The organism is Leptospira vanthielii serovar Holland str. Waz Holland = ATCC 700522 (genome assembly GCF_000332455.1).
GTDB lineage: Bacteria > Spirochaetota > Leptospiria > Leptospirales > Leptospiraceae > Leptospira_A > Leptospira_A vanthielii.
This window is the reverse complement of the sequence record NZ_AOGY02000069.1, coordinates 1-15,304: the sequence shown is the minus strand read 5'-3', so window position 1 is coordinate 15,304 and position 15,304 is coordinate 1. Positions and strand designations below refer to the sequence as shown.

Genomic DNA, 15,304 nt, shown 5'->3' with positions numbered 1-15,304 from the left:
GCGTAGGTATACAATCACCATGACAAGAATGTTTCGAACCGTTTTTCTAGTTTCCCTTATGGCAATACTGCTTACCAATTGTGGTTACAACCGTATCCAAGAATTGGATGAAGAAGTGACTGCTTCTTGGGCGGAAGTTCTCAACCAATACAAAAGAAGAGCTGACTTAGTTCCCAATTTGGTCTCTGCAGTCAAAGGATTTGCAAACCAAGAAAAAGACATTATGAAAGGGATTGCCGATGCGAGAGCCAGAATTGGTTCTATCCAAGCAACGCCGGAACTTGTAAACAATCCAGAAAGTTTAAAACAATTTGACCAAGCTCAAGGCCAGTTGGGTTCCGCATTGTCTAGACTTCTTATGATCCAAGAAAACTACCCACAATTAAAATCAGACCAACACTTTTCTGATTTAATGGCGCAGTTGGAAGGAACAGAAAACAGAATCACTGTAGCAAGAAATCGATTTATCAAATCAACGAAAGAATACAATATATACATTCGCCAGTTCCCAGCGGTTCTTACTGCTAAAGCATTTGGTTATGCTTCCAAAGCAACCTTTACAGTAGAAGACCAAAAAACAATTGAGAATGCGCCAAAAGTAGAATTCTAAATCGATAGAAGATAATCAAATTTGAAATTCAGATTGTCTTGTAAATTAGATCTTAATTAAGATCAATTCCGAAACGAATCACTGAATTTTTCAATGGAAGCCGGCAAACTTACTTGCCGGCTTTTTGATTTAGAATTGGAAGTAGAGGAAAGGGCTGGAAACTGTTACACTATAAATAATAAACGAAGTGATATAGAGTAATATACAAGTAGGAATTAGAAAGTAGAGATTGTCTGTGATAAAGGCAAACCGGTCTTCGTTTCTGTCTTGGAGGATGTCCACTAAAAACAAAAAACCAACTAAGATCACCAAACTAACACTCATTTGTGGAAAAGACCCGCTTGCTCCAGTAAAAGCACGTTCTAACATGATTTTGGTGATTCCCATTCCTGTGGGAACTTCAGGAGTGGCCTTGGCTCGAAAGAAAAAACAAGACAATACAAAAACTCCCACTGGATATATGGGTTGGATGCTTCTTGGTACTCGCTTCCAGGCAGTACGCATGGTTTCAAATTTGAATACAAACTTTTCGACCACCATCATTGTGGAATGGAGAGTTCCCCAAAAAACAAAAGTCCAATCGGCACCATGCCAAATTCCCGAAACAAAGGTTGTGAGAAAAAGATTCACATAGGCCATAATCTCACCCCTTCTGTTACCGCCGAGAGTGATGTATACATAGTCCCGTAACCAAGAACTAAAGGAAATATGCCACCTTCTCCAAAGTTCACTGAGTGTTCCCGATAAAAAAGGACGATCAAAGTTTTTGGGAATATGGAAACCAAGAATCCTTGCTGTTCCAATCGCAATGTCAGAATACCCAGAAAAATCACAATAGATTTGTACTGCAAATAGTGAGGCGGCCATCCACATAGCAATCCAATTGTATTCCGTGGGATTGGCATACATGGGATCGATCACGTAAGATACGGGATCGGCAATGAAGGTCTTTTTGAAGATTCCCCAAAAGAGTTGTTTCAAACCTTGTTTGAGGTTTTCTTTTGTGAAGTCTTTAGAATCTAAAAACTGATGGAGGACATCACTCGCACGTAAGATGGGACCTGCCACAAGTTGGGGAAAAAATGCGAGAAAGAGTCCGAAATGAAATATGGACTTGGCCCTAACCACCACACCCTTGTAAACATCCACAGCATAGGATACCGCTTGTAAGGTGAAAAAACTAATCCCCATGGGAAGTAAGATCCCAGACTTTTGCACAAATTCAGGATCACAAGGAGTCAGAGAAAAAGTTTGGTTCCAAACTGTAATAGAAAAATCCAAATACTTAAAAACAAAAAGTAAACTTAAATTACTCCAGACGGCAACATTCAACCAAAAGAGTTTTTTTGATTTGGAAGAAGTTAGCTCCATATAGTCGACAGCAAGTTTTGTAATGACAAAAGAAAAAACCAAAAGGATAAGAAAAGGAATCCTAAAAATGGCATAGAAGTACAAACTAACAATGAATAACCAAAGTCCTTGGAATCGTTTGGGTATAAGGAAATAAACCAGGATAACAACGGGTGCAAAAATTAAATAATGAACGGAATTAAAAAGCATGTTATTTTATTTCCTTTAAGGCATAACTGATGGATTCAGCGGCCCATAAGTTTCCTAATTTGGTTAGGTGGCCGTCACCAGGAATGTAATAGTCTTGGATTCCTGCTTTTTTTGTTTTTCCATGGTAGGTAAATTCGCGACCGCACATTTTGTCCGTATAAGGAAGGATATCGAGTGTTTTGACTCCTTTGGATTCCAGATAACGTTTGGCGCGCATAGCATAGGTTCCGAGGGAGTTGAATTTTCCCATTTGCCTACAATACACTTCTTCGATCTGCATGGGAAGGATGACGGGAACAAACTGATAACCTTTCTCTTTAGAAAGCCCAATCATTAAATCATAAGCCCTCGTTGTGGTTTCCGGTAGCGGTTCTAGGGAATTTGGATCAATGGGAGTGTCCGAACAAACTATATTTAAGTTTTGTAAAGGGCTAGGACAAATAAATTCAGCAGCATCGTCGCATTTTTGTTGTTTGACGGGAAGAAAAAATGTTTCTCGTAAGTAAACCAAAGGAGAGGTCGAAAGTTGTTCTGTATCAGCAGAAACTAAATATTTGGTTTGTGCTACCTTAACTTTAGTTTGTTCATAAGCAAGTTTTAGAGCTTGCAAAAGATAAGAAACCCTTGTGAGTTCAAATTGAAGCCGGAAGTTTTTTTTCCATAGGGGATCATTTTCATGAAGGGCATCGTTTTCATCATCGGGTAGAATGCCTTGGGCACGAAGTTCTTCTGGCATGGTAAAATCATTGGGTGAGATAAAAAATAGAACAGTTTGGATGTTGTCAATTTTTGTAGACATGTCTTTTAGTCGTTTGTAAGATCCGAGGGATCCGTAAGCATCCACACCCAAATTGAGACTTTGGTAAACCATTCCTTTCTCTTCAAATCCGCCGAGCAACGAACAAAAAGTATCTGCATCCGAAACACCAAATCCCATGACCAAACTATCGCCAAGGCAAAGGAGTTTGGGTTTTCCTGGAATTGGTTCTTCAAGTCCACGAAGGCCAAGCGAATTGGTTGTGAATTGGCCCTGCCATAAGTCTGCATAGTGGCGGACAAAACGACTTTCCTTGGGTTCTAAAGTTACCCCGTAATCTGGATGGTAAGCGTGGAGGAGTTTGACATCGCGGTAATAACGTAAGGCAGGCGGATTGGAAAGGCGCAAAATCAATTCCAAAGACAGCAAGACGAACGGGAAAAATAGGACAATGGCTCCCCATCGTTTCCAGTTTTGAATCATATCCCTCTAAACTTTAGAATTCAGGCTGGGAATCAAGCATTTCTAAGGCAAATTTAGGAAGGCCTTGGCTATGGCATCGGCAAAAAGTTCTGCGAGTGCTGGACCTGGGTGGCCATCATTTCGGATATAAACCTGTTTTTGTTCTTTAAACAATCTTTCTGTCCTTTGTCTTAGGTCGATCGTTTTCACACCCTGTTCTTGAAAGAATGTTTTTGCCAATGTATAATTGGGATCTTTGGTATCAGGGATTCCCTCTCTTGACATTCCCCAACTGAAGAGGACTGAGATTTTACTCTGCGGAAGGGAAGGGTCGGTAAAAAACTTTTCTAAATTGTTATAAGTGATATGATTTTGGGGATAAAGGATGGGATCACCGTACGAAGTGTACACATTGGTGGGGGGAGAGGGAAGAAGATACCGGTAAAGATAGGAAATTCTTGTGAGTGAAAAATGGATCGGATAAAGAAAATGTTTTAGACCCGTTTTTTCTACCGTATCATCAATAAAGTCAGATGGATTCCAAATCCAATAGATTTGTTTTGGATGGTCTTCTTTTTTTGTAGAAGCCAATGTTTCTTTTAGAAGTTTCAATATCCCATTCGTTCCAATGGCATCCACTGCAATGACACGGGTCTCTAAATTGTATTTGGATTTTAGATAGTAGGCTTGAGTTTCTTTTGATGGCAAACCATAACCCATAGCCATGGAATCACCGATTAACCATAAATTGGCGGTCTCCGATTTCTCAGAGAGGATTCGTTCTCCCAAAACATTGGTTTGGATGTCCCAAGTTTTTCCATCTTTACGGGTAAACTGATCCTTTATATTGGGGCAAAGGCGAATATCCGAAAGTCCATATAAACAATGGATTTTTTTATACCGAATTTCTTCAGAATCAGTTTTTGATTGGATTCTTAAGACTACCTCTCCCAGAAAAAAAACTAGGAGAAGGGAAAGAACAATCGATAGAAAAAATCTATAGAATTTTTTCAATGAGGAGGTAAAAGAAAGAAAGATTTCCAATATAAAGAATCATCACTAAAAATCCAATTGCGATTTGGAAAATATAGGCCGAATACGAAAAACCTTGGTAGGCAAGATAGGTGGTAATACCTAAAATCATTTCAGGGATTAACACATAGTATGCGACTTTCCCCCACATTTTTACATCCTGGGCATACCAAGAACCTAAAACCCACATAGTAGCTTCGGAAGTTCCAAAGATCACTAAAGCACAGATTCCAACCCAAAGGCAAGTTCCCACAATGGATACCGACATTTCTTCTAGTTTGATTCCTGTATAAACGCAGATAAAAAGGGGAATGGCCCAAAGCCCCGCCATATAACCAGAGACAGTTCCGATCTTTAAAAATCCGTCTTCAGGAAATACTAATGTTTGTAAGACGGCAGAAAGAAACCAATCAGGAAAAACCATAAGGATAGATAAAGGAACGAGAAATTTCCAAATACGAAAAGGAGTGTGCCAGCGTAATGCCAAACATAAGCCAGCAAAACTGATATGGAATAGAAGGGTGAGTGAGGCAAGTTTAATTCCTGCTTGTGTTTGTCCCAAATAAAGAACAAGTCCGGAAACAATGCTAAATACCAAAAAATACAAAGCCAATAGGAATTCTTCTGCTAGGAACTTAGGTTTCATCGCTTCGAACTTTAACGATTCAGCATTAGGATGCAAGTCGAAACTGAAAGAGAGTGGGCTTAAAAAATGAAAAGATGCGAGAGTCGAAGATACTTGGGAGATACTGGGTTCGAACCAGTGACCTCTACCATGTCAAGGTAGCGCTCTAACCAACTGAGCTAATCCCCCAAGGTAAAACCACTTCACCAGAGCCGAGTCCATCGTAAAGTACGATTTCTGAACCGGTTCCTGATTGAGAAATCCCCACTCATTCGATCCGCTAAGCGATCGGGTTTGGTTGTATCAGGGATTAAGAGAACCAAATTGTCTTTTGCTCTGGAAAGGCCGACATAAAGAATCCTTCTTTCCTCGGCTTCGTTTGTATCTTCTATGTCCTCACTCCAACCGAGAACCAGGTCAAGAATGACGGTTTCGAATTCCAATCCTTTGGCACTGTGGATGGTCATCACTTGAAAGGAAGGAACACCACTTTCGATCCATTCCCTTTTCCTGAAATTGCTTCGAGTGAGGATAATTGCATTTGGATCTTTCGCTGACCACTCCTTCCAAATCTCAATGGGCCTTGATTCGATATCTTTGATGCGCTCTACTTGGAAGGTCCCTTTTTCTTTGCGGAAAGTTTGGACTTGTTTTTCGATTTTGTCTTTGTTGTGTTTTAAGGGAAGTAGAGAAGACCGAATGATGGAATCCTTCGAACGATAGTTAGTGGAAAGAAAATATTGTATTACATTTGGAAAATGATTTGAGAACTCTAAAAATGGTTTGGGAGTGGCTCCGCGAAAGCCGTAAATTGCCTGCCAATCATCGCCCACAACCGTAATGGACCCAAAATTCATTTTTTGTATGATTTGAAGTTGTACTTCATCTGTATCTTGGAACTCATCAATGATCAGTGCCTTCCATCTTTCTTTCACGGCATCTGCAGATTTTGTGTCCAAAAATTGAAGGAAAGCAAAGATCAAATCATCAAACTCGAAGTAATGATTTTTTTCTTTCCAATTTTGGAAAGCAGATTGGAAGGTTTCGTAATCTCCTAAAGAAAGTTCCCGGAAATGTTTTCCGTTATTTTTGAATAGGATGGGAAAGGGGATCCCTCCAATCGTAAATTGTAAGGGAAGGAGGAATTCTTTTGTGATTTCCCATTTTTTCGAATCACTTAGCAGTTTGTAACGAGACCAATTTTTAGAAGTATCATAGTGTTTGAGGGCAAAAAAACAAAATGCGTGAAATGTGGAGATATGATAATTTGTAGAGAGATTTTTTTTATGACACCGTTCTTTAAATTCCTGGGTGGCTTTTTTGGTGAATGTAACAATTAAAGTATTTTCCGGAAGAATAAAATTCTTTTTTTCCCTTTCTTCTAAAAGTCCAATCATCGTGGCAGTTTTACCAGATCCAGCACCAGCAATCACTTGTTTGATGGGATGATCTGAATGTATGATGGCTTTTTGTTCTTCACTCCACATACAATGTTGGCGGAAAGAACGTGACGTATGGTTCTAAATTTTTAGATTATTGTTTGAAGACTGCTGTATCTTCATCCTCTTCTTCTTTGAGGTCATAGTATCCATAAATAAAACTGGAACTTGCCTTTACTTCCATTCCGTAAAAATGTTCTGAAATTCGGCCAGATTTGGTGACTTCCAATTTATATTCTTCTGCCAAAAATTTCATTTTGTCCATGGATATCTTTTCATTGATTTTGGGACCAAAACCAGATTCTGTTTTAGACCAATCGATAATAAACAACCGGCCTCCCGATTTCATAGAGCGTATAAGGCCATCCATCGCCAAACCAGGGTTTGGGAAAGTAGAAAGAGTTAGGGATGCAAAGATGATTTCAGGAACGGGAACCCATTCTGGGAGAAGGGGATGATCGGACTGGTCGATATGGAAAGGTGTGAGTTGTTCAATTCCTTCCATAAGTTTACGGCGAAGGATCATATCGATGATATCTTGTTGGCATTCGGCAGCCCAAATCCAGACATGGGGAAACCACTTTCGAAATTCTTGAAAGTAGAACCCAAGTCCACTCCCAAAGTCCACTAGGTTGTTTAGGCCCTTCCAGTTGAAAAATGCATATACATCTTCCGGTGGGCATACCTCTCTTCTGTGGCTCGAGAGTAAATAATCCTGGTAACTTCGGGAACGGTAGTATTCCGTTTCGGACATAATGACAATTCTCAGAGAAAAGCGTGGAAAGTACAAACGAAAAATTCAATTCGCAGGCCTCAACCACCGAAAATCTAAGTATGAAGTTCTCGATTCAACTCTGGATGGTTGTGCTGCTACTCTCGTTAGTTCCGGTTTCGGCAGACTCCGGATTTGAGGAAAGTCGTTATCCTACTATAGCGAAGGCAATTCACGTTAACCTCCTACCTGATAAAAAATCGATTCGTTTGGATTGGGATCCACCCAAACAGGATGGGGAAATCATTGTGGCTCGTTCCACTGTAATGATTGATAGTCCAGACAAATTGTACATTGCGGACTCCCTCGGCAGGTACAAAGCTTCTGGGGCCAATGCAACACGCGTATTTTTCGATTATAATTTAAAACCGGGAACTTATTACTATGCTGTCGTGATGGTAACGGACGTTCGCCGCCGTGAAGTGAAACTTTTTTCGAACCAAAACTACACAGTGACTCCTGTTCACATTGCAGAAGAAAACGGAACTCCTGTTGTGGGACAAAATCCTGACTTCCCCGCTTTTCCTGCGGACGCTGGGATCCAATCTATGGTGGGTGGGGTTTCTGGGATTACTGCAAATATTGAAAGAAAATTTATCCGATTGAATTGGACACCACCAAACGGGGCTACTGCGGGAAGAACTCTGTATACAGTGTATCGATCGAACTCTCCTCTCACAAGTTTACCGTTGATGCAAAAAGCAGAAAAATTGGCGGAACTCACTCATCCTGTGAATACTTTTTTAGACCAAGATTTGGAAAAATCCCAAACATTTTATTATGGAGTTTCTGTAAAACAAGTGGGTGGTGAGGAAACTCTTCCTTTGGAAGATAAAAAGTCCACCTTAAGAGCGTTTTATATTAAGCAGACTGAAAAAACCAACGCAGAAGTTATTGTAGAAGAGTCTCCTAAAAAACCAAAACAGGAAGTCGCATCAAACGACACACATACCGATTATGGCGGTACAATGCATGTTAGAGGACTTGGTTACGAACGTGTAGGGAAAGGAGCAGTGATTAGCTGGATTAGTCCAGAAGCTGCAGACGAATCTACAATCTATAGTTTGTATGCTTCAGTAAAACCATTAAACCAAGGTTCCTCTTCCTTTGGGCAAGGATCGGTTGTGAAAGTGGCAACTGTGGTGCATCCTAAAACAAATTTTTTTATCAAAGAATTAAAAGAAATCGATGAACTCTATTTTGGTGTAACTGCGAAATCTAATGGAATTCCAGAAGATTATAATTTAAAAGAAAATGTCTCTTACTTCAAATATGATTTTTCTAAAGATATCGCTCCTCCAGAGGAACCCCATGTGGTTGCGGAGTCCCATCCCAAAAAAGAACCAGAAAAGTCAGATATCAATAAAAATGAACATGCGGTAACACCTGCGGACAGTTTGCCACCAAGAGAAAATGCAGAACAGGCAAACGACTTCAAAGAAGAAACATCCGCAACTGTGAATTATGATTTAGGCCAAACGGACCTGAATCGAATCATTAAAGAAACTGTGATTAGAAAAAAATATGAAATAGCCGTGTATCGGTTAGAAGAATATTTAAAAAATGAATCCAATGCATACTTACGAGGGAAGGCTATGTTTTTCCTTGGAGTGAGTGCATTGAAAACTGGTGATACAAAAAAAGCCTTAAAATGTTTTTTGAAAAGGGAAACTAAATCCTATTCACCTTCTCGAGTGGAATTTTGGACGAATCAAACCCTAAGTTATGCGGGTAGAGGGAATTTATGAATCGAATTATTGTAACTTTAGCTGGGTTTTTGTTTATTGTTGCGGGTCTTTCTACCGCATACTACCAAACCAATATTTCTGCAAAGGAAGACCAATCACAGGTGATTTTGGAAAAAATTGCAGAAGGGGAAGAATACTTAAAACAATCTAACCCACATAGTAAAGAAAAAGCAATTGCCATCTTTTCTGAGTTAGCTGGAAAACGTGGTGCAGAAAAATATGAATTCCAAATCAAATACAATCAAGCAAGAGCTCTAGAAAAAAATTCTGATTTTTATCCGGCACTTGATATTTATAAAGATTTAAAAAAGAATCCGAGTTTAAAACCTGAAGAAAGGGAACGACTGAGTTACTCTCTTGGAAACTTACTTTTAAAGATTGGAAATGAGTCGGAAGGGAAGGCTCATTTGGAGTCCGTTTTGCAATCAAGTTCTGACAATAAACTAAGATCCAAATCCTTTCTTTCCCTTGGCGATCATTTCTATAGAACTGGAAATTTTGAAACAGCACGTAAAAATTATACTTTGGCCTTACAGGAAGATCCGAACAATACAGAATCCAGAATTGGTTGGGGAAGATCCTTACGTAAACTTGGAAAAGACTGGGCGTCTTTTGACGTATTTGATGAATACATCGAAACGGCTGATCAATTAGCTGGTGCAGATGAAAAGGTGGTTGGGGAGTATAAAGATTCTGTTTTAAAAGATGCAAAAGAAAATTATACAAAAAAACAATATACCAAAGCAGTAGAACTTTTCCAAAAAGTAATTTCTGTTAACCCTACTCCTAAAAAAGAAGAAGAAGCTTTGTATTACATTGCTTTGTCTTACGATGCTATGGGAAAACAAATCGAATCTCTCACTTACATCAATAAAGCTTTGAATAACAGCGATTATTCGCTCGACCAAGCTGCTTTGTACAAAAAAGGTACGATTTATTTCAGACAGGGTAAGTTTGAAAAAGCTGCCGGAATATTTCAAACGATCGTAGATAAATACCCTAAAAACCAGATTACCGACAAAGCGATTGCATGGAAAAAAGAATCACTCGATCAGTTTACCGACCACAATGATCTAGATGGTTCAGATGTAACGTCTGATTCTGATTCACCTAAACCAAGTTCGGTTTCGACAAGACCAAATTCGGGAAGTGATTTAGAGTTTTAGTCGGACTTAATTAGAAATTCATTCGTTTTTGTATTCTGGAGGGCCTCCTCCATTCCGAAAGTTTTATAAATTTCCGGAACAATGTCTGCAAGCGAATGTATATTTTCTGCGAAGCGGTCAGCATTCTTTCCATAGAGGATGGTGGCCGCCGGGTTTTCCGTATGGTTTTTTTGACTTAAGTCTTCCATGTTTCCATGATCACTCGAGACAATGAGTAAATCCTTTTCTGGATCGAGAGTCTCAAGGATCCCACGAAAAAAATCTTCTAAATTTTGAATCACACGTTCTGCTTTTTCCCAGTCCATCGCATGCCCCACTTTGTCAGTGAGAAAGTATTCATACAAAGCCAATTGGTAGTGGGAAAATCGAATTTTGGATTGTTTTCCAAGTTCGTAGGGATCTCGCCTTTCGAGGAGTGGGTCCCCTTGTTTCAACATATCGATTCCCATAGTCCCCATAATTTCATGAGTGAGATCCATATAAAGACCTCTTTCATTTCTTAGGTCCTCAAAGTTCTTTAAAGGGCGACCACTAGCTAACTGAACTAAGGTGGAGGCAGAAACAAGTTTGGGCTTTTCTTCTACGTGTTTGAGATAAGGTGGTGAAAAACAATTTAGAAAATCACTGAGATATCCATGTTCGTTTAGGACTTTGATCATGGAATATTGGGCGATGATTTTGCGAAGGGTGATGGTCGGAAATCCACTCACATGACGATCAAGCACTTTGGGACCAGGAATTCCCGTCCAAAGAGCCGTTTGTCCTGTAGCGGACTGGGGAAGACCAGGAACTCCCATGTGGGCGTCAGTTTTGATATAATGTAACCTTGATGGCAAAACCGGTAGGTCTGCATCAGACTTCGGAATCCCTCCGACGGGTGCTAAAAATCCTTTGGCAAAACGACTGAATGGATTGGATTTTGGGTCGTAGTTTGCGATTCCCACTCCGTCCAAAAATACATAAAAAATCATTCCTTTCCTTGGACTGATTGGTTTTTGCCAATGACAACCCGATAATTAGAATGATGAAACGGAATTTCGGAAACCTGTCTATTCTTTTTGGATACTTGCTCGTTTCCCTTCTTGTTACCTCACTCCTTTTTGGGTATTTCGAATGGATTCGCCCCCTTCGTATGAAATCCAATTTAATTTCTGCTTTGAAGCGTTTTGATGAAGATAGGACAAAAGAGTATTTGAATACACTCGAGTTCTTTTTTCGAGAATCTGCCTTACCTTACCGTGCCTCCCAAGTAACCACTCGCATCAAACAAACCTTAGGACTGAACTATGTACGATTGTATGATGACTCACTTCGCCTCATCCATAGTACAAATGAAACGAGTGAAATTTTTCAGGAGGAACTTAGGCAAGACCCCTCTGGACTTTTAGAGGGAAAACTTCGCACCCTTGCTAACGGCGATTATGTGTATCGGGACTTATCGGGAAAATTCTTTGTGGTTTTCCCTCCGGGACCTGCATTACCGAGACAAATTCAGAATGCCAACTTAGAATATGGATATCTTTATTGGGCCTTTGATCCCAAGTCACAAAAGATATTGTATACCAATGATGAATCGATTTTGACAGGAGATAGAGAAAGTAACCAACTCCTTGGACTTTTTTCTGGCAAAGAAGGTCAGGTCATAACATGGCAGTTAGATGGTGAAAATTCAAAACTAATCTTAGAAACTACAGATCATTTTTCTATTTATTTACTTCGTCAGTCGGATTCAGAATCCGATGAAATCAGGTTCGGTTGTTTTATACTTTTCCTAATTACGTTTACTGGTCTTTTTTACATCCGGTTTATTTGGATGGTCATTCATACCCATGGGTTTCAATTCAAACGAAGAATTCTTTTGCCAGTCATTGTTTATTTGATTTTGCTTTTGTTCTATCAAAAAAGTTGGGAGCTTTTTCCTGACTATCGTTATTACAAACCATGGACCAAACATAGGTTAACTCAGTTTGAAGAAACACTTTCTGTTCTTGAGAAAAATCTACTTCGCGAAGGTCTGGGAGAAGGTGGTGGACATGGTGAAGCAGAAAGAATTGTTTCCGAACTTTACCTTTGGAAAGAGGGCTCTATCGAAAGTAAAACCATACAAAATCGATTTGGAACAGAGATATTTGGATTATTTGAAAGGATACAAAGTCATCCAATTACGATGTTGCTCGAGTCTGAGTTAGATTTAGTTTATCTCATTCCAAAACGGAACTTTGAGAATGGTTCGATTGATATTCTGGTTGCTGTCCTCAATTCCAATCTTTTGCAGGCAAAAAAAGAAAAAGATCGCGATGAATTTTACTTTCCCTTGGTTTCTGCTAAACTATCGGATAACAAAAGTAAGGAACAAGTTTTATTCAATCCAAGAACTTGGAAGGGTGAGGATAGTTCTAAGTTTGTCCATCTGGAATCAAAAAAACAATCGGTAGGATTTTTACACCATAAATTCCATTCTTATTATACTTCTAAAGAACAAGGGAAACCTGGGTTTTTGTCAGGGTTATCCGTATATCGTTATTCTTCTTTCCCTCCCTATCTATTTAGTTTTGGATATTTATTTATAGGACCTTGGATCTTCTTTGTGATTTGGGCGACTGTCAAACGTAAGTGGGAACAACATCATCCCAAGATGTTAGGGGAATCCCCTTTAGTAAGTGAAGTGAGTGAAGAGTCATCCGTAGTAGAAGTAGAGATAAAAAAAACTCCGATTCGCAAAGAAGGAATTGAAACAAAAGTGGAACCCCTTACAAACAATACAAATCCTGTGAAAAAAACGAGTTTTAAAATTTTACCTCCAGCGACTTGGAGACGGGTTGCGATCTTAGATGCAGTACAAAAAAAACGAGAAACTATTTTTAATCCTGAGTTAGAAAAACTCGTTCATTCCGTTACCAAAAGAGAAGAATCACAAGAAACCCCAAAACCAACTGCTGAAAATTTTCTAACTTTGGTACCTGAAGAAAAACGAGTGGAGTATGGTTTACTTGATAAAATTTATCGAGAGAACGAAATTTCTTATGATGGGATTGTGGGTTATACAAAAAATTTCATTTCACGACTTGGTTCACCTAGGTTTTCTTATTTATTTTTAAATGATTCTCTTGGTTCTTTTCATAACCAAATTTCTTCGGGATTAGACTATAACACTCGTTCTAATTTGATTTTTTTGCATCATGATCCTTATTTACCTTTTGATGAAATGGGATTTGCTCTGCTTGAAGTGGATGATGCTGTCAGGCTTGACCGTTTTATTGCTAAGAAATTTTCTTGGGAAATTCTTTTGCAAACAGAAGCTATCATTGCCTTTCATATGGAGTCTCTTGGATTTCCAGGAATTTTTCTTGTACTTTTGAATAAAGAAGAAAGAAGTAAATTTCTTGACTCTCACAAACGAATGATTCAGGACAAACTCCGCCAAGTGATTCCCGCCCTTCACGTTCTTGTGGAAAAAGAAGAAAGAAAACCTGAGTTTCTAAAGGATAGTTTGTCTTGGATGATTCGTTCCTTTATGCAAGCTACCTTTGGTGGGAAGAGGGCAACCTCGGTCCTTCGCATCCAATGGCCAGAATACCATCCCTCGCAAGAATGGGAACGTTCCAAAAAACATTTTGTAGATTCCATTCAAACCTATTTGGAGAGCAAAGATCGATTGATTGAAACCTCACCCAATTCTATGCTGATTGTAACGGCAAAAGATTTATACCTCTCTGTGATTCAAAAATTACAGGAACTACCATTTCGCCATGAAATCAAATCGATGAAATTCCCTGACGATGGACAAAACTTCTACTTATACTTTTAAATTTGTTTGTATTTTTCTCTTATCCATCCAAACTCTATGGGCCGGTGGTAGCAAAAAAAAAGAAGAAACTACGGCTCTAAAAAAACAAATTTACAATCTCCACAAAGTAGATGAAGAAACCTCGTCCATTCCTTATTTGGAACGTTATCTTGATCTTAGCCAAAATGAACTCTATTTCAAACTACTTTATGCGAAGGCTCTTCTTTATAGAAACGATTTGTCTGTACCAAGACCCGATGAACCCGCAGAAGACCGAATCAATAAAGCAAAACTAATTCAAAAAAATTATAATCTCTCTTCCAAACTCTTCCAAGAAAATGTTCTGCATTTGGAAAAAGTAAGGCCGAGGGATCCCAATTTGGGTCGTTGGTATTACCTTTGGGCTTTTAGTGAATGGTTCTCAGATAACAAAGAGAAGTCGATTAAACTATTTCAAAAGGCAGTGAAGTTGGATTATCGTTTGACAGAATCGTATTATAATATTGCGTCCCTTTATGAATCCCTGGGGCAGTGGCAGGATGCTAATTTGTATTGGCGTAAGTTTGAAAAAGCCGAAAAAGAATTGGAAGAAGAAGACTAATGGCAAAAATTGATAAACGGTTTCAAATCCTACTTTCGGAAGAGGAACAAATTTTACGCCACGTATAATGAGGCATCGAGAAGAGGGGTTTCGCAAGGGGAACTCATACGTTTGGCTCTAAAAAACGAAATCATCCAAAAGTCAGAACTTTTGCGAAGACAAGCTCTTATGGCACTTACGGAGTTACTCGATTGAAACTCTATTTGACTGCGTCTGTCCTCTTTGCTTTACTTCGTTCTTCTCGTAAAACAAAGATCCAAAAACGATTACTTGAAGCATTAGATAAACACGAGAGATTTTTTACTTCTTCGCTTTCCATTTTTTTATTATTCCAACTTTTAGATCCCTTGATGTAGAGAAAAAAAAACATATCCTTCGTTACCTCGAAGACCTCACGGATTCTATTTTTGATTTGGATACAGAAGGACTTAGAACACAAATTTTTATGCCAGAAACTTGTGATATCGAAATGGCAATCGCTTTAAAAGAGGGGATGGATGTGCTGATAGTGGACACAGAAAGGGAGGTGGCCTCCCTTCCTCTATTATTAGTTAGAAACTTCTTTGGGGAAACTAAAGATAGATTCTAAAGTTTAACGCAACACTTCCTTTATTTTTTCCGCGGGAGTTTTCCAGCCAAGCGTTTTTCTTGGACGCTCATTTAAAAGCTTTTGGACTCTTTTCAGTTCTTTTCTTGATATATCATTAAAGTCAGTTTTTTAGGAAAGAAATCTCTTATTAGCATA

Annotated in this window: 14 protein-coding genes, 1 tRNA gene and 1 pseudogene; 7 read left to right on the top strand and 9 right to left on the bottom strand. The window is 39.0% G+C overall.

Features of this window, described 5'->3' with window-relative positions:
- The first annotated feature begins 19 nt into the window (after positions 1–19).
- A complete protein-coding gene (locus tag LEP1GSC199_RS16495) occupies positions 20–610 on the top strand; it encodes a LemA family protein (RefSeq protein ID WP_002988287.1) in 591 nt (196 codons plus the stop codon).
- 129 nt (positions 611–739) lie between these two features.
- Here the strand turns inward: LEP1GSC199_RS16495 and LEP1GSC199_RS16490 are convergent, their stop codons facing one another.
- From LEP1GSC199_RS16490 to LEP1GSC199_RS16460, 7 genes are all read right to left on the bottom strand, one after another.
- Positions 740–2,170 (bottom strand): MBOAT family O-acyltransferase, encoded by a 1,431-nt coding sequence (locus LEP1GSC199_RS16490; RefSeq protein WP_002988112.1) that lies wholly within the window; start codon positions 2,168–2,170, stop codon positions 740–742.
- Position 2,171: 1 nt separating this feature from the next.
- Positions 2,172–3,410 carry an LA_2490 family SGNH/GDSL-type esterase gene (locus LEP1GSC199_RS16485; RefSeq protein WP_002988081.1) on the bottom strand — a complete coding sequence of 413 codons (1,239 nt, stop codon included), beginning with the start codon at positions 3,408–3,410 and terminating at the stop codon, positions 2,172–2,174.
- A 42-nt stretch (positions 3,411–3,452) separates the two neighbouring features.
- The gene (locus LEP1GSC199_RS16480; RefSeq protein ID WP_002988047.1) at positions 3,453–4,403 is read right to left on the bottom strand and encodes an LA_2486 family SGNH/GDSL-type esterase; all 951 of its coding nucleotides are present in this window, start codon (positions 4,401–4,403) and stop codon (positions 3,453–3,455) included.
- On the bottom strand, positions 4,387–5,067 hold the full coding sequence (locus tag LEP1GSC199_RS16475; RefSeq protein WP_002988144.1) for a DUF6989 domain-containing protein: 681 nt from the start codon (positions 5,065–5,067) through the stop codon (positions 4,387–4,389). The genes LEP1GSC199_RS16480 and LEP1GSC199_RS16475 overlap by 17 nt, the downstream gene beginning before the upstream one ends.
- Before the next feature lie 94 nt (positions 5,068–5,161).
- Positions 5,162–5,235, bottom strand: a tRNA-Val gene (locus tag LEP1GSC199_RS16470).
- Between the two features lie 14 nt (positions 5,236–5,249).
- Positions 5,250–6,533, bottom strand: coding sequence for a UvrD-helicase domain-containing protein (locus LEP1GSC199_RS16465; protein WP_002988341.1), 1,284 nt, complete (start codon positions 6,531–6,533; stop codon positions 5,250–5,252).
- Between the two features lie 46 nt (positions 6,534–6,579).
- The gene (locus LEP1GSC199_RS16460) at positions 6,580–7,239 is read right to left on the bottom strand and encodes a class I SAM-dependent methyltransferase (protein WP_002988195.1); all 660 of its coding nucleotides are present in this window, start codon (positions 7,237–7,239) and stop codon (positions 6,580–6,582) included.
- 80 nt (positions 7,240–7,319) lie between these two features.
- Here LEP1GSC199_RS16460 and LEP1GSC199_RS16455 point away from each other — a divergent pair, with 80 nt between their 5' ends.
- Together LEP1GSC199_RS16455 and LEP1GSC199_RS16450 are read left to right on the top strand one after the other, a co-directional pair.
- Positions 7,320–9,005, top strand: coding sequence for a hypothetical protein (locus LEP1GSC199_RS16455; RefSeq protein WP_051999785.1), 1,686 nt, complete (start codon positions 7,320–7,322; stop codon positions 9,003–9,005).
- Entirely contained in the window at positions 9,002–10,171 is a 1,170-nt protein-coding gene (locus tag LEP1GSC199_RS16450) for a tetratricopeptide repeat protein (protein WP_002988256.1), read from the top strand. The genes LEP1GSC199_RS16455 and LEP1GSC199_RS16450 overlap by 4 nt, the downstream gene beginning before the upstream one ends.
- Here the strand turns inward: LEP1GSC199_RS16450 and LEP1GSC199_RS16445 are convergent.
- Positions 10,168–11,142 (bottom strand): alkaline phosphatase family protein, encoded by a 975-nt coding sequence (locus LEP1GSC199_RS16445; protein WP_002988324.1) that lies wholly within the window; start codon positions 11,140–11,142, stop codon positions 10,168–10,170. The genes LEP1GSC199_RS16450 and LEP1GSC199_RS16445 overlap by 4 nt on opposite strands.
- 50 nt (positions 11,143–11,192) lie before the next feature.
- Here LEP1GSC199_RS16445 and LEP1GSC199_RS16440 point away from each other — a divergent pair, with 50 nt between their 5' ends.
- Genes LEP1GSC199_RS16440 through LEP1GSC199_RS21925 form a run of 4 tightly spaced genes read left to right on the top strand, consistent with a single transcriptional unit; the run spans position 11,193 to position 14,915 of the window.
- Positions 11,193–13,979 carry a hypothetical protein gene (locus tag LEP1GSC199_RS16440; RefSeq protein ID WP_002988093.1) on the top strand — a complete coding sequence of 929 codons (2,787 nt, stop codon included), beginning with the start codon at positions 11,193–11,195 and terminating at the stop codon, positions 13,977–13,979.
- Positions 13,951–14,559 (top strand): tetratricopeptide repeat protein, encoded by a 609-nt coding sequence (locus tag LEP1GSC199_RS16435; RefSeq protein WP_002988114.1) that lies wholly within the window; start codon positions 13,951–13,953, stop codon positions 14,557–14,559. The genes LEP1GSC199_RS16440 and LEP1GSC199_RS16435 overlap by 29 nt, the downstream gene beginning before the upstream one ends.
- Positions 14,560–14,568: 9 nt before the next feature.
- The gene (locus LEP1GSC199_RS16430) at positions 14,569–14,754 is read left to right on the top strand and encodes a hypothetical protein (RefSeq protein ID WP_002988277.1); all 186 of its coding nucleotides are present in this window, start codon (positions 14,569–14,571) and stop codon (positions 14,752–14,754) included.
- The gene (locus LEP1GSC199_RS21925; protein ID WP_002988160.1) at positions 14,751–14,915 is read left to right on the top strand and encodes a hypothetical protein; all 165 of its coding nucleotides are present in this window, start codon (positions 14,751–14,753) and stop codon (positions 14,913–14,915) included. Before LEP1GSC199_RS16430 ends, LEP1GSC199_RS21925 begins: the two co-directional genes overlap by 4 nt.
- Positions 14,916–15,151: 236 nt before the next feature.
- Here the strand turns inward: LEP1GSC199_RS21925 and LEP1GSC199_RS21920 are convergent.
- Positions 15,152–15,304, bottom strand: a pseudogene (locus tag LEP1GSC199_RS21920) (IS30 family transposase); the annotation flags it as partial.